General features: G+C 71.7%; 17 protein-coding genes. 4 read left to right on the top strand and 13 right to left on the bottom strand.

Annotated features, from left to right (window positions below):
* Window positions 1-265 precede the first annotated feature (265 nt).
* Window positions 266-904 carry a LysE family transporter gene (locus ABZ570_RS21240; protein ID WP_358066124.1) on the bottom strand — a complete coding sequence of 213 codons (639 nt, stop codon included), beginning with the start codon at window positions 902-904 and terminating at the stop codon, window positions 266-268.
* 161 nt (window positions 905-1065) lie between these two features.
* A complete protein-coding gene (locus tag ABZ570_RS21235; RefSeq protein ID WP_358066121.1) occupies window positions 1066-1914 on the bottom strand; it encodes a DUF4262 domain-containing protein in 849 nt (282 codons plus the stop codon).
* Window positions 1915-2031: 117 nt separating this feature from the next.
* On the opposite strand from ABZ570_RS21235, the gene ABZ570_RS21230 reads away from it, so the two are divergent.
* Window positions 2032-3408: a pyridoxal-dependent decarboxylase gene (locus ABZ570_RS21230; RefSeq protein WP_358066118.1), complete on the top strand. Its 1377-nt coding sequence runs from the start codon at window positions 2032-2034 to the stop codon at window positions 3406-3408.
* Between the two features lie 74 nt (window positions 3409-3482).
* Here the strand turns inward: ABZ570_RS21230 and ABZ570_RS21225 are convergent, their stop codons facing one another.
* The 8 genes from ABZ570_RS21225 to ABZ570_RS21190 all read right to left on the bottom strand — a co-directional run bounded on the left by ABZ570_RS21225 (window position 3483) and on the right by ABZ570_RS21190 (window position 10320).
* The gene (locus ABZ570_RS21225; RefSeq protein ID WP_358066116.1) at window positions 3483-3935 is read right to left on the bottom strand and encodes a metal-sulfur cluster assembly factor; all 453 of its coding nucleotides are present in this window, start codon (window positions 3933-3935) and stop codon (window positions 3483-3485) included.
* The gene (gene sufU / locus ABZ570_RS21220; protein WP_358066113.1) at window positions 3932-4408 is read right to left on the bottom strand and encodes a Fe-S cluster assembly sulfur transfer protein SufU; all 477 of its coding nucleotides are present in this window, start codon (window positions 4406-4408) and stop codon (window positions 3932-3934) included. The genes ABZ570_RS21225 and sufU overlap by 4 nt, the downstream gene beginning before the upstream one ends.
* Window positions 4408-5712 carry a cysteine desulfurase gene (locus ABZ570_RS21215; RefSeq protein ID WP_358066110.1) on the bottom strand — a complete coding sequence of 435 codons (1305 nt, stop codon included), beginning with the start codon at window positions 5710-5712 and terminating at the stop codon, window positions 4408-4410. Before ABZ570_RS21215 ends, sufU begins: the two co-directional genes overlap by 1 nt.
* A gap of 20 nt (window positions 5713-5732) precedes the next feature.
* Window positions 5733-6506 (bottom strand): Fe-S cluster assembly ATPase SufC, encoded by a 774-nt coding sequence (gene sufC, locus ABZ570_RS21210; protein ID WP_358066107.1) that lies wholly within the window; start codon window positions 6504-6506, stop codon window positions 5733-5735.
* Window positions 6506-6832: a non-heme iron oxygenase ferredoxin subunit gene (locus ABZ570_RS21205; RefSeq protein WP_358066104.1), complete on the bottom strand. Its 327-nt coding sequence runs from the start codon at window positions 6830-6832 to the stop codon at window positions 6506-6508. Before ABZ570_RS21205 ends, sufC begins: the two co-directional genes overlap by 1 nt.
* The gene (sufD, locus tag ABZ570_RS21200) at window positions 6832-7974 is read right to left on the bottom strand and encodes a Fe-S cluster assembly protein SufD (protein ID WP_358066101.1); all 1143 of its coding nucleotides are present in this window, start codon (window positions 7972-7974) and stop codon (window positions 6832-6834) included. The genes ABZ570_RS21205 and sufD overlap by 1 nt, the downstream gene beginning before the upstream one ends.
* A gap of 124 nt (window positions 7975-8098) precedes the next feature.
* Window positions 8099-9529 (bottom strand): Fe-S cluster assembly protein SufB, encoded by a 1431-nt coding sequence (gene sufB, locus ABZ570_RS21195; protein WP_358066098.1) that lies wholly within the window; start codon window positions 9527-9529, stop codon window positions 8099-8101.
* A complete protein-coding gene (locus ABZ570_RS21190) occupies window positions 9526-10320 on the bottom strand; it encodes an HTH domain-containing protein (RefSeq protein ID WP_358066095.1) in 795 nt (264 codons plus the stop codon). Before ABZ570_RS21190 ends, sufB begins: the two co-directional genes overlap by 4 nt.
* A 98-nt stretch (window positions 10321-10418) precedes the next feature.
* Here ABZ570_RS21190 and ABZ570_RS21185 point away from each other — a divergent pair, with 98 nt between their 5' ends.
* Window positions 10419-11381 carry a COX15/CtaA family protein gene (locus ABZ570_RS21185; protein ID WP_358066092.1) on the top strand — a complete coding sequence of 321 codons (963 nt, stop codon included), beginning with the start codon at window positions 10419-10421 and terminating at the stop codon, window positions 11379-11381.
* Window positions 11382-11465: 84 nt separating this feature from the next.
* Window positions 11466-13133, top strand: coding sequence for a right-handed parallel beta-helix repeat-containing protein (locus ABZ570_RS21180; protein WP_358066089.1), 1668 nt, complete (start codon window positions 11466-11468; stop codon window positions 13131-13133).
* 42 nt (window positions 13134-13175) lie between these two features.
* Here the strand turns inward: ABZ570_RS21180 and ABZ570_RS21175 are convergent, their stop codons facing one another.
* The 3 genes from ABZ570_RS21175 to ABZ570_RS21165 form a co-directional block, all read right to left on the bottom strand.
* A complete protein-coding gene (locus tag ABZ570_RS21175) occupies window positions 13176-14093 on the bottom strand; it encodes a hypothetical protein (protein WP_358066086.1) in 918 nt (305 codons plus the stop codon).
* Window positions 14094-14099: 6 nt separating this feature from the next.
* A complete protein-coding gene (locus ABZ570_RS21170; protein WP_358066083.1) occupies window positions 14100-14432 on the bottom strand; it encodes a hypothetical protein in 333 nt (110 codons plus the stop codon).
* Between the two features lie 254 nt (window positions 14433-14686).
* Window positions 14687-15646: a heme o synthase gene (locus ABZ570_RS21165; protein ID WP_358066080.1), complete on the bottom strand. Its 960-nt coding sequence runs from the start codon at window positions 15644-15646 to the stop codon at window positions 14687-14689.
* A gap of 263 nt (window positions 15647-15909) precedes the next feature.
* Between ABZ570_RS21165 and tkt the strand changes: the two genes are divergently transcribed.
* Window positions 15910-18048, top strand: coding sequence for a transketolase (gene tkt / locus ABZ570_RS21160; RefSeq protein WP_358066077.1), 2139 nt, complete (start codon window positions 15910-15912; stop codon window positions 18046-18048).
* Window positions 18049-18052: the final 4 nt, after the last annotated feature.

Raw genomic sequence — 18052 nt, 5'->3', positions numbered from 1 at the left:
CCCTAAACGGACGACGGACTCTCAGCATCCACCGAACAGGTGAGGCCGTCCTGACAGGACGTCGGCTGCCCGGGTCCGCCAGGTGATCGTCGGCGTGCGCCGGCGATGGTGCGCGCGGGGGCGGCCGTCCCGACGGCCGAGCATCGGTGATCGGAAATGTGAAGAAGGCCGGTGCGTTCGACAGTCAGACCTGCCGATTCGACCGATGCCGGCGTAACACGACCGAAGATCAATTGTCATGAGACTGTCATAGTCCATGGCGGGATCAGCCAGCTCCCGGCGAGCTCAGCAGCACGGCGACGGCGAGCGCGGCGATGATCGCGCTGGACGCCAGCGCCGTGAGCAGCCGACCCCGCGGGCCGGTGAGGGCCCGGCCGACCAGCGTGCCACCCCCGGCGATCAGCAACTGCCAACTGGCCGAGGCCAGGAAGGCCCCGAGCACGAACAGCCCGGCGGCCACTGCCTCCGAGCCGCCCGGGTCGCCCCGGCCCAGGACGAGCGCCGCGAAGTAGACGACGGTGGCCGGGTTGAGCAGGGTCAGGGCGAGAATGGCCAGGTAGGCCCGGGCCGGGGTGTCCAGCCCGCGCCGCACCACCTGGGGACCGGCCGCGGCGGGCGGCCGCAGCGCCCGCCACGCGCCGTGCCCGGCGAGGACGAGCAGCACCGCCGCCGCGACCAGCCGCAACGGATCGGCGAACGGGGCGAGCAGGCCGGCCAGCGCGGCACCGCCGAGGGCCGCCACCGCGGCGTAGACGCCGTCGGCGGTGGCGACCCCGAGCGCCGCGGCCGCGCCGACACGGAACGAGGTACGGGCACTGAGCCCGAGGATGAGCACCGCGATCGCGCCGACCGGGACGGCGACGCCGTAGCCGGCCACCAGACCGGCGAGGAACGCCCCGGTCACGACGGCAGCGGGATCGCCTCCGACCGGAAGCGACGCTGCTGTCGACCGGCCCGAGGAGCCGACGGTACGGGCAGCGTTCGCATCGTCTTGATCGTCACGCGGACATCATCGGCGCCGGCCCCACGCCGGTCCACCGCATTTCGACCCGGCCACCGCCACCGCTACATCGGCCGGGCGCGCTTCCACGATCTGGCGCTGGCACGGCGGTCGCGGGCCGACAGCGGTGACCGGCTCCAGGTCTGGTGTTCGCCGAAGACCGCGACCTGGCCGTCGGCGAGGTCGGCGCAGCCGGCGAGGTGCGGGTGTCGCTGCACCAGCTCACCGAGGAACGCCAGGCAGAGGTCATCCGCGCGGTATCCGCGCTCGTCGAGTACGTCGTAGCAGCCCTGGTCCACGGCCACGTGAGCGACGGGGCGGGCGCCGGCAGCTACCGCGCGGGTGGCCAACGCCCAGGAGTCCGGACCCACCGGGAACGGGAAGTCCGGTTCCAACTCGCCGACCAGGCGCCAGCCGCCGGCCGGGTGCTCCTCGACGGGCAGCCAGGAGAAGGCCTGGCGGTTGCGGCTGCTCGCCGTGGCTCCTTCCGCCCAGGGCCACCGGCCCGTACGGTCCGGCCACACCAACTGTTGGAACGGCACCGCGGATCCTCGATAGAAGCGGTACGCCGTGCCGAAGAGAGCGTCGTGCCAGGAGTCGTGCACCGGCCGAAGCTGGGTGGGGAAGTCCTCGATCACCCCGTGGAACGGCTCGTTCCCGCCGGGCCAGCCATGTTCGCGGGCGTGCTCCACGTAGTCGTTGAGCCAGTGCTGCATGCCCTGGCCTTCCAGCCCGAACATCACCGCCTCGGGGCGGCGGAACGTGTGCCACAGCCCGATGGTGTACGCGAAGTCCAGTCCCCCGGCCACCCACAACACGGACCAGCCGTTCTTACGAACCTTCTCGACAATGCCGCCGTCCCGGCCCGGGGCGCTCCCGCTGCAGATCAGGCACGAGCAGTCCTCAATCACCACCCGCCGACCTTAAGCGACGTCTCGACCGGCTATCCGTCCCGCCGTTCGGAAGGCGCACCAACTGGTCGCCGCCCGGCCATGATCAAGGTCACGGGCCCGGGGAGATATGGTGCGTCGATGGAGGAGCTGAATCGCCTGTTTCGCTTGGCCGCCGACCACGCGGCCGACTACCGGCGGTCGTTGCCGGGCCGTCCGGTCGGGGTGCCGATCGACCAGGCTGCACTGACCAAGGCGTTCTCCGGCCCGTTGCCCGCCGCGCCCTCCGCTGCGGAGCAGGTGCTGACGGAGCTGGTCGCCGCAGCCGAGCCGGGCCTGGTCGCGAGCGCCGGACCCCGGTACTTCGGGTTCGTCGTGGGCGGTGCGTTGCCGGCGGCAACCGCGGCCGACATCCTCGCCGCAGGTTGGGATCAGGTCGCGTTCAACGCCGTCATGTCACCGGCCGCCATCGCCGCCGAGGCCGCCGCCGGCGACTGGCTGAAGGAGCTGCTCGGGGTCCCGGCGTCGGCGTCGGTCGGTTTCGTCACCGGTTGCCAGGCGGCGAACACCGCCGGGCTCGCCGCCGCCCGGCACCAGGTGCTGGCCGACGCAGGCTGGGATGTGGAACGGCGTGGGCTGCTCGGGGCGCCGCCGATCCGGGTGATCGCCGGCGAGGAGCGGCACGCGACCATCGACCGGTCACTGCGTCTGCTCGGCCTCGGGGTGGACGTGGTGGAGCCGGTGTCCGCCGGGCCCAACGGTGCCATCGACCTCGGGTCGCTGCGGGAGGTGCTGCGGGCCGGTTCCCCGGGTCCCACGATCGTGTGCCTGCAGTCGGGCAACGTGAACACCGGCGCCTGCGACCAGCTCCGCGAGGCGTGCGAACTGGTCCGCCGGCACGGCGGATGGGTGCATGTGGACGGGGCATTCGGGCTGTGGGCTGGGGCGAGCCCCGCGACCCGGCATCTGGTGGACGGGCTGGAGCTGGCGGACTCGTGGGCCTGCGACGGCCACAAGTGGCTGAACCTTCCGTACGACTCGGCCTTCGCGTTCTGCGCGCGGCCCGACGTGCATGCCGCGGCGATGTCCTACACCGCCGCGTACCTGGTCGGTTCCGGTGGTTCCCCGGTGGGGGCGGACCTCACCGCCGAGTCCTCGCGTCGGGCCCGCGGGTTCGCCGTCTGGGCCGGACTGCGGGAGCTGGGCCGCGACGGGGTTGCGGCGTTGGTCGACCGCTGCTGCGCGCTGGCCCGCCGGTTCGCCGACGGCCTGACCGCGGCCGGGTTCGAGGTGGCGAACGAGGTGGTCCTCAACCAGGTGCTGGTCGGCTTCGGCGACGACACGCGCACCGACCAGGTGACAGCGGCGGTGCAGGCGGACGGCACCTGCTGGGCGGGCGGTACGACCTGGCGGGGACGGCGACTGATGCGGATCTCGGTATCGAACGCCACCACCACCGAGGCGGACGTGGACCGGTCGATCGCCACGATCACCCGCCTCGCCGGCCGGGACCGATGACGATGAGGGGTCTGCCCGCCGCGAGCGCGGTGGACAGACCCCTCAGGGCGGGCCAGAAAGAGTTGTGCCCGACCTCAGACGTTGAAGCCGAGGGAACGGAGCTGGTCCCGCCCCTCGTCGGTGATCTTGTCGGGGCCCCATGGCGGCAGCCACACCCAGTTGATCCGGATGTCGTTGACCAGCCCGCCGCCCGGGCCGGTGGTGAGCGCCTGCCGGGCCTGGTCCTCGATCACGTCGGTCAGCGGGCAGGCCGCCGAGGTCAGCGTCATGTCCAGGGTGGCTACGTTCTCGTCGTCGACGTGGACGCCGTACACCAGGCCCAAGTCGACCACGTTGATGCCGAGTTCGGGGTCGACGACGTCCTTCATCGCCTCCTCGATGTCGGCGACCGCGGCCTTGCCACCGGCGGCTGCCGTGCCACCGGCCGCAAGGGCGCCGGCCGGCGGGTTCCCGCCGGTGGCCGGCGTCGCCGCGCCCTCGGTCGCCACGGCACCGGTCTCCGGCGTGGTGGTCTCCTCGCTGCTCATGCCTTCACCTCCGTCGGGCTCACGCCCACCCCGGCGCGTGCCGCGGCGTCCTTGAACGCCATCCACGACAGCAGCGCGCACTTCACCCGGGCCGGGTAGCGGGCGACACCCGCGAACGCCACCCCGTCTCCGAGCACCTCCTCGTCCGGCGTGACCTGGCCACGCCCGGACATCAACTCGACGAACGCCTCGTGCACCGCCGTGGCGTCGTCCGCGGTCCGGCCGCGCAGCAGCTCGTGCAGCACGCTCGCCGATGCCTGGCTGATCGAACAGCCCATCCCGTCGTACGAGATGTCGGTGAACACCGTGCCGTCGGTGGCCACCCGCACGGTGATCTCGTCGCCGCAGGTCGGGTTGACGTGGTGCGCCTCGCCGACCCGGGCGGCCGGGTCCGTCGCCTCCCGCAGGCCACGGCCGTGCGGGTGCTTGTAGTGATCCAGGATGATCTCCTGGTAGAGCTGGTCGAGCTGCATCAGCCGAACACCTTCCGCACCTGCTCGAGACCGGCCACCAGCGCGTCGATCTCCTCGGTGGTGGTGTACAGGTAGAACGACGCCCGGGTCATCGCCGGCACGCCGAACCGGGTGCACACCGGCTTCGCGCAGTGGTGCCCCACCCGTACCTGCACGCCGAGCGAGTCGAGCACCTGCCCGACGTCGTGCGGGTGCACGCTGCCGAGCGCGAACGAGATCGTCCCGCCCCGGCCGACCGGCACGTTCGGGCCGAAGATGCGCAGCCCGGGCACGGTGGCGAGGGCGTCCAGCGCGTACGCCGTCAGCTCCTTCTCGTGCCACTGGATCGCGCGCATCCCGATCCCGCTGAGGTAGTCCACCGCCGCGCCGAGCGCCACCGCCTCGGCGATCGGCGGGGTGCCCGCCTCGAACCGGGCCGGCGGCGCGGCGAACGTCGACCGGGCCATGGTCACCGTCTCGATCATCGAGCCGCCGCCCATCACCGGCGGCATCGCCGCCAGCAGCTCGCCCCGGCCCCACAGCACGCCGATGCCGGTCGGCCCGCACATCTTGTGCCCGGTGAAGACGATGAAGTCGGCGTCGTAGTCGACCACGTCCATCGGCATGTGCGGCACCGACTGCGAGCAGTCCAGCAGCAGCAGCGCGCCCACCTCGCGGACCCGCTGGGTGATCCGCGCGGTGGCGTTGACCGTGCCGAGGATGTTGGACATGTGCACCAGCGAAACGATCTTCGTCCGCTCGGTGACCAGCTCCGCCAGCCCCGACTCGTCCAGCCGGCCGTGGTCGGTGACCGGGAACCAGCGCAGCGTCGCGCCGGTCCGCTCGGCGAGCAGCTGCCACGGGACGATGTTCGAGTGGTGCTCCATCTCGGAGATCACGATCTCGTCGCCGGGGCCGAGCCGGAACCGTGGGTCGGCGTCCGGCCGCAGCGAGGCGTTGGAGAACGCGTACGCCACGAGGTTGATCGCCTCGGTGGAGTTCTTGGTGAACACCACCTCGTCCACGCTCGGGGCGTTGATGAACGCCGCGATCTTGGCCCGGGCCCCCTCGTACGCCTCGGTCGCCTCGGTGCCCAGGGTGTGCACCGAGCGCGACACGTTGGCGTTGTGCCGCGCGTAGTGCTCGGCGAGCACGTCGAGCACCTGCCGCGGCTTGTGCGAGGTGTTGGCGCTGTCGAGATAGACCAGCCGGTGCCCGTTGATCTCCCGGTCCAGGATCGGGAAGTCGGCGCGCACCGTGGCCACGTCGAAACGCGGCACGTCGTCGTACTGCGGCATCCCCGGCGGGATGGCGATGGTGGTCATCTCCGCGGCCCTTCCAGCTCTCAGGCCCGCGCCGAACCGGCCCCGGCGACGTACCGCTCGTAGCCCTCGTCCTCGAGCTTGTCGGCCAGCTCCGGGCCGCCCTGCTCGACGATCCGGCCGGCCACGAAGACGTGCACGAAGTCGGGCTTGATGTAGCGCAGGATCCGGGTGTAGTGGGTGATCAGCAGCAGGCCGGTGTCGCCGGTGTCGCGGACCCGGTTCACGCCCTCGCTGACCACGCGCAGCGCGTCCACGTCGAGGCCGGAGTCGGTCTCGTCGAGGATCGCCATCTTCGGCTTGAGCAGCTCCAGCTGCACGATCTCGTGCCGCTTCTTCTCGCCGCCGGAGAAGCCCTCGTTGACGTTGCGCTGGGCGAACGCCGGGTCCATCTGCAGCTTCTCCATGGCGCCGCGCAGCTCGCCGGCCCAGGTGCGCAGCTTCGGCGCCTCGCCGTCGATGGCGGTCTTGGCGGTACGCAGGAAGTTGGCGACGGAGACGCCGGGCACCTCGACCGGGTACTGCATGGCCAGGAAGAGGCCGGCGCGGGCCCGCTCGTCGACGGACATGGCCAGCACGTCCTCGCCGTCGAGGGTCACCGAGCCGCCGGTGATCTCGTACTTCGGGTGGCCGGCGATCGAGTAGGCCAGAGTCGACTTGCCGGAGCCGTTCGGGCCCATGATCGCGTGGGTCTCACCCGAGCGCACGGTCAGGTCGACCCCGTGCAGGATCGGCTTGAGCTCACCCTCGGGCAGCTTGACCGACACCTTCAGGTCGCGGATCTCCAGGGTGCTCATTATCGGGTCACTCCATTGCTCGGCGTCAGACTGACGTAGATCTCGCCGTCGCGGACTTCGACGGGGTAGACGGGAACGGGTTCGGTCGCGGGCAGCCCGGTGGGCTCACCGGTACGCAGGTCGAAACGGGATCCGTGCAGCCAGCATTCCAGCGTGCACCCCTCGATCTCGCCCTCGGAGAGGGCCACGGCGGCGTGGGAGCACTCGTCGTACACGGCGTAGAACTGGTCGTCCTCGCCGTGCACGATCGCGAGCTGGGTGCCGTCGACGTCGGCGCTGATCGCGGTGCCCTTCGGCACGTCCTCGGTCGCGCAGATCCTGATCATCAGGCGCCGGCCTTGGTGAGGCGCGCCTCGATCGCGTCGCCGAGCCGCTCGCGCAGCTCCTCGACCGGGATCTTGTTGAGCAGCTCGGCGAAGAAGCCGCGCACCACCAGGCGGCGGGCCTCGGCCTCCGGGATGCCCCGGGCCATCAGGTAGAAGAGCTGCTCGTCGTCGAAGCGGCCGGTCGCACTGGCGTGGCCGGCCCCGGCGATCTCGCCGGTCTCGATCTCCAGGTTGGGTACGGAGTCGGCCCGGGCGCCGTCGGTGAGCAGCAGGTTCCGGTTGATCTCGTAGGTGTCGGTGCCGGTCGCCTCGGCCCGGATCAGCACGTCACCGACCCAGACGGTGCGGGCGTCGTCGCCCTGCAGGGCACCCCGGTAGCCGACGTAGCTGCGGCAGTCCGGCACGGTGTGGTCGACCAGCTGCCGGTGCTCCAGGTGCTGCCCGGAGTCGGCGAAGTAGAGGCCGTACAGCTCGGCCTCGCCGCCCCGGTCGGCGTACTCCACCGAGGTGTACTGGCGGACCAGGTCGCCGCCGAGGCTCACCTGCACGTGGACGACCTTGGCGTCGCGGCCCAGCCGCACCTTGAGGTGCTGCGCCTGCACGGCGTCGTCGGCCCAGTCGGCGACGGTGACCAGGGTCAGCTTCGCGCCGTCGGCCACGGCCACCTCGACGTTGTCGGCGAGTGTGGCGGAACCGTTGTGCTCCAGCACCAGGGTCACCTCGGCGAACCGGCCCACCTCGACGAAGGTGTGGCCGAAGGCGAGCGCGCCCGCGCCCTCGCCGACCACCCGCAGGCGCACCGGCGCCGTCACCACCGCGTCCCGGGCGACCTGCACCAGCAGCGCCTGCTCGGCCCCGCCGTACGCCAGCGCGCTGACCCGGTCGACCGGGGTGAGCACGCTGCCCACCCGCGGGTCGTCCCGGCCGATCCGGCTGACGGTGACGCCCTCGGGCAGGTCGGCGTACTCGTGGCGGACCGTGCCGGCCGCGGCCGGCGCCCCGCCGGCCAGGCCGCGCAGGCGCTTGAGCGGGGTGAAGCGCCACTCCTCCTCCAGGCCCGTCAGGGCCGGGAAGTCGGCGACGTCGTACGAGCGGAGCGCCTGCGACTTGGTCACGGGCGGCGCGGAAGCCTGGGTAGTCATCTCTTCCTTGGTCTGTTCTTGCGACGGCGGTCTCATTGATCGGAGGGTGGGTCGAGGTCCGCGTGGCCCGGCCCGACGGGTCCGGGTTCGCGCGGCCCGGCCCGACGGCTCGGGGCCGCGCGGGTCAGCCGACCGCGCCCTCCATCTGGAGCTCGATCAGGCGGTTGAGCTCCAGGGCGTACTCCATCGGGAGCTCCTTGGCGATCGGCTCGATGAAGCCGCGCACGATCATCGCCATCGCCTCGTCCTCGCTCAGGCCCCGGCTCATCAGGTAGAAGAGCTGGTCCTCGCTGACCTTGGAGACGGTCGCCTCGTGCCCCATCGACACGTCGTCCTCGCGGATGTCGACGTACGGGTAGGTGTCGGAGCGGGAGATGGTGTCGACCAGCAGCGCGTCGCACTTGACCGTGCTCCGGCTGCTGGTGGAACCCTCCAGCACCTGCACCAGGCCACGGTAGGAGGTGCGGCCGCCGCCCCGGGCGATCGACTTCGACACGATCGTCGAGGAGGTGTGCGGCGCGGCGTGCACCATCTTGGCACCGGCGTCCTGGTGCTGGCCCTCGCCGGCCATGGCCACCGAGAGCACCTCGCCCTTGGCGTGCTCGCCGGTCATGTAGACCGCCGGGTACTTCATGGTGACCTTGGAGCCGATGTTGCCGTCGATCCACTCCATGGTCGCGCCCTCGTGGCAGACGGCGCGCTTGGTGACCAGGTTGTAGACGTTGTTCGACCAGTTCTGGATGGTCGTGTAGCGGCAGCGGGCGTTCTTCTTGACGATGATCTCCACCACGGCGCTGTGCAGCGAGTCCGAGGAGTAGATGGGCGCGGTGCAACCCTCGACGTAGTGCACGTAGGCGCCCTCGTCGACGATGATCAGCGTCCGCTCGAACTGGCCCATGTTCTCCGTGTTGATCCGGAAGTAGGCCTGCAACGGGATCTCCACGTGCACGCCCTTCGGCACGTAGATGAACGAGCCACCGGACCAGACGGAGGTGTTCAGCGCGGCGAACTTGTTGTCGCCGACCGGGATCACCGTGCCGAAGTACTCCTTGAACAGGTCCTCGTGCTCCTTGAGCGCGGTGTCCGTGTCCAGGAAGACGACGCCCTGCTCCTCGAGGTCCTCACGGATCTTGTGGTAGACGACCTCGGACTCGTACTGCGCCGCGACACCGGCGATCAGCCGCTGCTTCTCCGCCTCGGGGATGCCCAGCTTGTCGTAGGTGTTCTTGATGTCCTCGGGCAGGTCCTCCCAGGAGGTGGCCTGCTTCTCGGTGGACCGGACGAAGTACTTGATGTTGTCGAAGTCGATCCCGCTGAGGTCGGCGCCCCAGGCCGGCATCGGCTTGCGCTCGAACAGCCGCAGGCCCTTCAGGCGCAGGTCGAGCATCCAGGCCGGCTCGTTCTTCTTCGCCGAGATGTCCCGCACCACCGCCTCAGTGAGGCCGCGCTGGGCGGACGCCCCGGCGACGTCGGGGTCGGCCCAGCCGTACTCGTAGCGACCGAGGGCGGCGAGCTGCTCCTCCTGGGTCAGGGGCTGAACGATCTGCTCGGTCATCTATCTGTCCTCACAGTGGTGACGGTCTTACCGGACTTACGGGGCTGGGCCGGGATGTGCGTGGTGCACACCCCGTCGCCGTGCGCGATCGTGGCCAGGCGCTGCACGTGGGTGCCGACCAGACGGGAGATCACCTCGGTCTCGGCCTCGCACAGCTGGGGAAACTCGGCGGCCACGTGCGCCACCGGGCAGTGGTGCTGACAGAGCTGGCCGCCGGAGGCGATCGTGGACGCGTTGGCAGCGTAGCCCTCGGCGGTCAGTGCCCCGGCGAGCGCCTCCGCCCGCGCGAGCGGGTCGTCGCCGGCGTCCTCCATGGCGGCCCGGCAGCGGGCCTCCAGGGCGGAGACCTGCTCGGCGGCGAACGCCTCCACCGCCACCGAGCCGCCGGTGCGGGCGATCCAGCGCAGCGCGGCGGTGGCCATGTTGTCGTAGTGGTGGGTGCCGCAGCGCACCCGGGCCGCCTCGGTCAGCGCGAAGACCTTGGCCGGACGGCCCCGCCCCCGGCTGCCCCGCACGACCTGCTCGCCGGCGATCACGTCGCCGTCGGCGAGCATCGCGTCCAGGTGCCGGCGGATCGCCGCCGGGCTGAGCCCGAGCGCCGAGCCGAGCTGGGCGGCGGTGGCCGCCCCCCGCTCCAGCAGCAGCTGGGTGACCCGGTCACGGGTGGAAAGATCGGCGGAAGCGGACGCGGACTGCGTCGACTCCAGCTCGGCGCGCCGCGGCCTGGAGCCTCCGCCGGCGACCGGCTCGGTCGCCGGAGGGTACCCGGAGAGCCCCGCCGCCTTTTTCACAACGGCAACGTTACGTAATTCGCCGGAGCGCCGCAAACCGGGTCCCGGTGATTCCCACCACCGGGGTGACGGAGTCACCCGATCGGGGCACCACTACGGTGCGTAGGATTCGCTGCGTGAAGCCATCCGCCCGGTTCCCGATCTCCCCCACGCTGCTGCGCCGGCTCGCCTACGCGTCGATCATCGCGAACGTGGCGATCGTGGTCACCGGCGGGGGTGTCCGGCTCACCCGCTCCGGGCTCGGCTGCCCCACCTGGCCCCGGTGCACCGACGACTCGTACACCGCCACCCCCGAGATGGGCGTGAACGGGGCGATCGAGTTCGGCAACCGGCTGCTCACCTTCGCGGTGGGCGTCATCGCGCTCGCCGTGGTGCTCGCCGTGCTGGCCCAGCGGCCCCGCCGGCGCGGCCTGCTGCCACTCGCGCTCGCCGTGGCGTTCGGCATCCCCGCCCAGGCCGTGGTCGGCGGGATCACCGTGCTGACCAACCTCAACCCGTGGGTGGTCGGGCTGCACTTCCTCGCCTCGATGGTGGTGATCGCCGCCGCGTACGCCCTGTGGCGGCGCACCGTCGACCCGGACGGGCCGGTCACACCCACCGTGCCGGCGCCGCTGCGTACCCTCGCCCGACTCACCACGCTGGTGAGCGCGGCGGTGCTGCTGGTCGGCACCTGGGTGACCGGCAGCGGCCCGCACGCCGGCGACCAGGGCGCGGCCCGCAACGGCCTCGACCCGGAGGCGATCTCGCAGGTGCACGCCGACGGGGTCTTCCTGCTGATCGGCCTCTCGGTCGCGCTGGTCTTCGCGTTCCGCGCGGTGGGCGCCGAACGGGCCACCCGGGCCGCCGTGGTGCTGGTCGTGGTCGAGCTGGGTCAGGGCCTGATCGGCTTCGTGCAGTACTTCACCCACCTGCCGGTGGTGCTGGTCGCCGCCCACATGCTCGGCTCCTGCCTGGTGCTGCTGGCCACTCTGGCGATGCTCTGGTCGACCCGGGAGCGCCGCCCGATCGCGCCGGCCAGCCAGCCCGGTCCCGTCGCCGAGCCGGTCGCCGCGGCCGTCTGAGCCCGCCCGGCCCCGCCGGCGCACGTTACCCCCGGGCGGCAGCGGGAATGCCCTTTCGGAGCGTCCGCGCCGAGGGGAGTTCGGGTGACGCGCAAGGGCCTGTCCACGAGCATTCCGCAGCGGCTCGCCCCGGTCGCCGGCGCGCCGCTGTGGTGCGACGCGCACGATTTCGGTCTCACCGGCGACGGGGTGACCAACGACCAGCCGGCGCTGGCGGCGCTGGTGGACCGGCTGGGCGAGGGGTACGCCGCCGACGGGCGGGCCCGGGTGATCTACTGCCCGCCCGGCATCTACTCGATCCGGGACGCGGGCACCGTCTGGCGGAGTGGGGTGTCGCTGGTCGGCGCCGGTCCCGCGGCCACCCGGTTCCTGCTCAGCAACGAGGGCAACCGCGGCGACCCGGTGCCGCTGGCCTTCTGGACCACCGTCCAGCACGGTGCGGACCGGGACCGGCACATCGCCGACTGCACGTTCGCCGACTTCGAGATCGACGGCTCCGGCGTCGGCATGGCCGAGTACAACTACCTCGCCAAGGGGCTCGGCCTGCAGTACGTGGTGCGCGGCGTCTTCCGCAACCTCTACATCCACCACACCGGGGCGACCGGCCTGGGCTGCGACTTCCTCCAGGACAGCCTGATCGACGGGGTGATCGTGGTGGGCTGCGGCCGGCTCGACAACGGCGAACAGATGGGCGGCGCGGGCATCGGCGTCGGCATCGGCGGCTGGGGCGACGTGGAGCGGCTCACCATCGCCAACTGCACCACCATCGGCAACGGCACCAACGGGATCTTCCTCGAGCTGCAGAAGGAGAACTGGCCTCCCCCGCGCGGCTTCCGCATCATCGGGTGCCACAGCCAGGCCAACCGGTTCGGCATCTCCGACTGGGGGGCAGACGGCCTCGTGGTGTCGGCCTGCACCCTCACCAACAACCTGGAGGCGGGGTTCGACGTCTCCGCCAACGGCACCTCGGGGGTGGCCGGCCGGGGCGGCCTGCTGACCGGCTGCGACATCGACCACAACGTGGGCGACGGGATCAGCATGGGCAACACGCCCGGCGGCTACGCGGTGCGTGGCAACCGGATCAGCCGCAACGGCGGGTACGGCTACCACGAGCACGACCTGGGCAGCGGCTACCGGGGCCCGGCGGCGGACGTGGTGATCGAGGGCAACGACATCCGGGACAACGCGCTCGACGGCATCCGGATCGACCGTCCGATGATCGACGCGACGGTGGTCGGCAACCGGATCCGCGACAACGGGCGGCGCTCCGCCCCGGCCCATCGTGGCAGCGGCGAGGCGGTGCGTTACGCGCCCCGCACGCTGGTCGACGGCGCGGCGGACTGGCCCTGGGACGGGCACCGGGGCAAGGTGGTGCGGGTCGACTCGCGGGTGGCCGTGGTGGCGGCCAACACCGCCACCGAACTGTCCCTCGCCGAGGTGCGGCCGGACGGCGCGACCGGGTGGAACGAGGCGATCCCGGCGCCGGGCACGCCGTACGAGCTGCCGGCCGGCCCGGCGGTCCGCGCCGGGATCACGATCAACTCCCGGTTCGAGTCGGCCACGGTGCGGGGCAACCGGGTCTGGCACCGGGACGAGAGCACCCACACCTACGGCTTCTGGGTCACCGCGGCCGGCAGCTGTGTCTCCTGCCGCGTCGAGGACAACGACTTCGCCGGCGCCGAGGCCGGCATCCGGCTGGAGACGCCGCCGGTCGGGGGCCGCTGGGACCGCAACCACGAGGACGGGGCCTGAGGCCCGCGCCAGGTGCCGGGGGCGGGCCTCAGGCCACCAGGGTCAGGGCCAGCGGGCGAGGTGCGTGGTGATCGCCGCGGCGAGGCGGTCGGGCGCGGCGTCGGCGTACCCGATGAAGAGGCTCGGCTCGGTGAGTTCCAGCTCGACCAGGACCGGTGCGCCGTCCGGGCCGGGGATCAGGTCGACCCGGGCGTAGAGCAGCCGGTCCGGGCCGCCAGGAACGGCGGCCAGGGTCCGCTGCGCCACCGTGAGCTGCTCGGGCCGCGCCGTCCGAGGGTCGATCTGCTCCTCCTTGTAGAGCTCGGCCACGCCCAGGTCGGGGCCGGTCAGCATCGGCCCCTTGCGGATGGCGTGGCTGAACGCCAGGCCGTCCGGCCCGGCGAGGAAGAGCAGCGCGGTCTCCCCGGAGGTGTCCACCGCGCTCAGGTACGGCTGGATCATGGCGACCCGCCCGGCGTCCGTGAGCCGCCGCACGTGTGCGGTGGCCAGTTCCCGGTGCGCTGGGTCGGCCAGGTCGTACCGGCCGGTGTCCTGGCTGCCCGCGCTGACCGCCGGCTTGATCACGTACTCGCCCGAGTCGGCGGGCACCCAGCTCTCCCCCGGCTCGACCCAGACGGTCGGCACGGTGGGCACGCCGGCGGCGGAAAGCTCGGCCAGGTAGCGCTTGTCGGTGTTCCAGGCGACCACATCGGCCGGGTTGACCAGGCGCGGCACCTTCTGCGCCCAGGCCACGAACTCGTCGCGGCGCAACGCGTAGTCCCAAGGCGAGCGGAGGACCACCAGGTCGTACCCGGACCAGTCGACGGCCGGGTCGTCCCAGATCGCCGCCTCGACGGCGACGCCGCGGGCGACCAGCGGAGTGAGCACGAGCCGGTCGTCCGGATCGAGGTCGGGCAGGGCGGTGCAGGTGACGAGAGCGACCCGGGGTTCCCCCCGGGTCGGCTGGTGGTGGCTGGTCAACTTATCTCAACGGGCCATCGTGCGACGGGCCATCGACCGCCAGAGGTCGTTGCTCGGCCGCATCTGGTCCATCAGTTCACGCTCCCAGGCGTTCTCGACCGCGACCCCCGCCCGGGCACAGGCCTCCCGCGCGACGTCGGTGCCGTCCGCGAACTGGTCGGCCCATTCCCCGTCGGAACCCACGAGGACGATGCGGGCGCCGCGCTTGCCGACGTACTCGATGACCGCCTTCGCGCCGCCGTGCCCGGCGGCGAACGACTTGATGCCGGCAACCAGGCCGTTGGGGGTCTGGTCGACGGTCTGTTCAGCCGTCAGCGTCGTATCGGAACCATCTGCCATGACGCGAAGCCTAAGCAGACTTCCACCCACAGGTGCGAGAACGATGAACCAATTGTGATGCCAATTACCTACGGGCTTAAGGAAGACCACAGGTAATTCGCCCGGCTATATCGCGTTAAGTCTGCACAAAGCGGACGAGTCAGATCGTCCCAATCTGCCCGAGTTGAGGCGGCCTTGCTCAGGCCCGAAAAAAATTTCTGATGAACTCGCCGACCTGGGGGAACCCATCCATCCCGGTCAGCGCCGGGCCGGGATCAGATCAGCGCGTCGAGCGCGACGGCCGCGAAAAGGATGGTCAGGTAGGTGGTCGACCAGTGGAACAGCCGCATCGGCTTGACCGCCTCGCCGCGCGCCGCGCGCCGGCAGAGCTTGTGCGCCTCGACCACGAAGACGCCGCCGACGACCAGCGCGGTGACGCCGTAGATCGGGCTCATCCCCATCGGCCACACGGCCAGCGACGAGAGCAGGGTCAGCCAGGAGAAGAGCAGGATCTCCGCGTTCACCCGCCGGACCGAGGCCACCACCGGCAGCATCGGCACGCCGGCCCGGGCGTAGTCGGCCTTGTACTTGATCGCCAGCGCGTAGAAGTGCGGCATCTGCCAGAAGAAGACCACCGCGAACAGCCCCCACGCGGCGGGGGCCAGCGAACCGGTGACCGCCGCCCAGCCGATCAGCACCGGCGCCGAGCCGCAGATGCCGCCCCAGAAGGTGTTCGCCACCGTGGTCCGCTTCAGCCAGAGCGTGTAGACCAGGTCGTAGTACGCGATCGCGGCCAGGGTCAGCCCCGCCGCCAGCAGGTTGGTGAACGCGGCCATCAGCGCGACCGAGATCACGGCCAGCACCAGACCGAAGACCAGCGCGCTGCGCGGCGACACGGTGTGCGCGGGCAGCGGCCGGCGCTTGGTGCGCCGCATCACCTGGTCGATGTCACGGTCGATGTAGCAGTTCAGCACGCTGGCCGCACCGGCGGCGAGCGAGCCGCCGACCAGCACCACGGCCACCAGCCGGAGCGACGGCATGCCGCCGGCGGCGAGCATCATCGCCGGCACGGTGGTGACCAGCAGCAGCTCGACGATCCGCGGCTTGGTGAGGGCCACGTACGCGGCCACCACCCCCCGCACGCTCCGCCGGCCGCTCGCCGACTCCTCGGGCCCCGTGCGCACCGGCGGCTGCCCGGCAGAGTTGCTGACGGGGCGCTCGGTGATCATGCTCACGGATTGCCACCTTCCGGCTTCGGCAGGGGGGTCGGGTCGGCTCGGACCCGGCCGGGTCCACACACCGACCCACAGACTACGCGTCGTCGTTTTCGCTGCCCCCGAGACCCGACAACGGTGCGGGCCGTCACACCGTGGGGTCGACCGCCGATCCGGTCGGACGCGTACAGAACACCATGCAGAGATCCCCGGGCGCACGTTTAGGACCGCTCGATAGGGTCATCAGTGAGGGTTCCGCCCATCTGCCGAGGAGCACAACCAACGTGGCTGCCAACCGACCCGAGCTTCCCGCTCTCAACTGGTCCGACCTCGACCGCAGGGCCGTCGACACGGTTCGCGTCCTGGCCATGGACGCCGTGGAGAAATCCGGCAACGGCCACCCGGGCACGGCGATGAGCCTCGCCCCGGCGGCGTACCTGCTCTTCAACCGGGTCATGCGGCACAATCCGGCCGACCCGGGTTGGGCCGGTCGGGACCGGTTCGTCCTCTCCGCCGGGCACTCCAGCCTGACGCTCTACATCCAGCTCTTCCTCTCCGGCTACCCGCTGTCGCTGGACGACCTGAAGGCGCTGCGGCAGTGGGGCTCGCTCACCCCGGGCCACCCGGAGCACGGGCACACCCCGGGCGTGGAGACCACCACCGGCCCGCTCGGGCAGGGCCTCGGCAACGCGGTCGGGATGGCGATGGCGGCGCGCCGCGAGCGCGGCCTGTTCGACCCGACGGCGGAGGCCGGCGAGTCGCCGTTCGACCACGACATCTGGTGCATCGCCTCGGACGGCGACATCGAGGAGGGCATCAGCCACGAGGCCAGCGCCCTCGCCGGCCACCAGCAGCTGGGCAACCTCTGCGTGATCTACGACGACAACGAGATCTCGATCGAGGACGACACCCGGATCGCCAAGAGCGAGGACGTCGCCGCCCGCTACGAGGCGTACGGCTGGCACGTGCAGACCGTCGACTGGCGCCGCGGCGACGCCGACCAGGGCGACTACCACGAGGACGTCGAGGCGCTGCACCAGGCGCTGCTGGCCGCCCGGGCGGAGACCGGCCGGCCCTCCTTCATCGCCCTGCGCACCATCATCGGCTGGCCCGCCCCCAACAAGAAGAACACCGGCAAGATCCACGGCTCGGCGCTCGGCGCCGACGAGGTGAAGGCCACCAAGGAACTCCTCGGCTTCGACCCCCAGCGGACGTTCCAGCTCGACGAGGACGTCCTCACCCACGCCCGCCAGGTGATGGAGCGCGGCACCGCGGCCCAGGCCGAGTGGACCGCCACGTTCGACGCGTGGGCGCAGGCCCACCCGGAACGCAAGGCGCTCTGGGACCGGATGGCCACCCGCAAGCTCCCCGACGGCTGGGCCGACGCGCTGCCGACCTTCCCGGCCGACGCCAAGGGCATCGCCACCCGGGCCGCCTCCGGCAAGGTCCTGGAGGCCCTCGCCCCGGTGCTGCCCGAACTCTGGGGCGGCTCCGCCGACCTGGCCGAGAGCAACAACACCACCATGAAGGGCGAGCCCTCCTTCATCCCGGCCAACCACGCCACGAAGGAGTTCCCCGGCCACGAGTACGGGCGCACCCTGCACTTCGGCATCCGCGAGCACGCCATGGGCGCGATCCTCAACGGCATCGCCCTGCACGGCGGCACCCGCCCCTACGGCGGCACCTTCCTGGTGTTCAGCGACTACATGCGCCCCTCCGTGCGGCTCGCCGCGCTGATGAAGCTGCCGGTGGTCTACGTCTGGACGCACGACTCGATCGGCCTGGGCGAGGACGGCCCGACCCACCAGCCGGTGGAGCACCTGACCGCGCTGCGCGCCATTCCCGGCCTGGACGTGGTCCGCCCAGCCGACGCCAACGAGACCGCGTGGGCGTGGCGGCAGGCCCTCGAACACACCGACCGGCCCACCGCGCTGGCGCTCAGCCGCCAGCCCCTGCCGACCCTCGACCGCACCGGCCTCGCCGGCGCCGAGGGCACCGCCAAGGGCGGCTACGTGCTGGCCGAAGCCTCCACCGGGATGCCCCAGGTGATCCTCATCGGCACCGGCTCCGAGGTGCAGCTCTGCCTCACCGCCCGCGAGCGCCTCGAAGCCGCCGGCACCCCCACCCGGGTCGTCTCGATGCCCTGCCAGGAGTGGTTCTCCGCCCAGGACGAGGCGTACCGGGAGTCGGTCCTGCCGCGCGGGGTAAAGGCACGGGTGAGCGTGGAAGCGGGCATCGCCATGTCCTGGCGGGGGATCGTCGGCGACAGCGGCGAGAGCGTGAGCCTGGAGCACTACGGGGCGAGCGCCCCGCACACCGTGCTCTTCGAGCAGTTCGGGTTCACCCCCGACCGGATCGTGGCCGCCGCGCACGCGGCACTGACCCGGGTGGGCGTCATCACCGGTTCGACGACCGGCAACTGAGGGG

Source organism: Micromonospora sp. NPDC007271, assembly GCF_040634005.1.
Lineage (GTDB): Bacteria > Actinomycetota > Actinomycetes > Mycobacteriales > Micromonosporaceae > Micromonospora.
The sequence above is the reverse complement of the archived record's forward strand: the minus strand, read 5'-3'. Positions and strand labels throughout refer to the sequence as shown.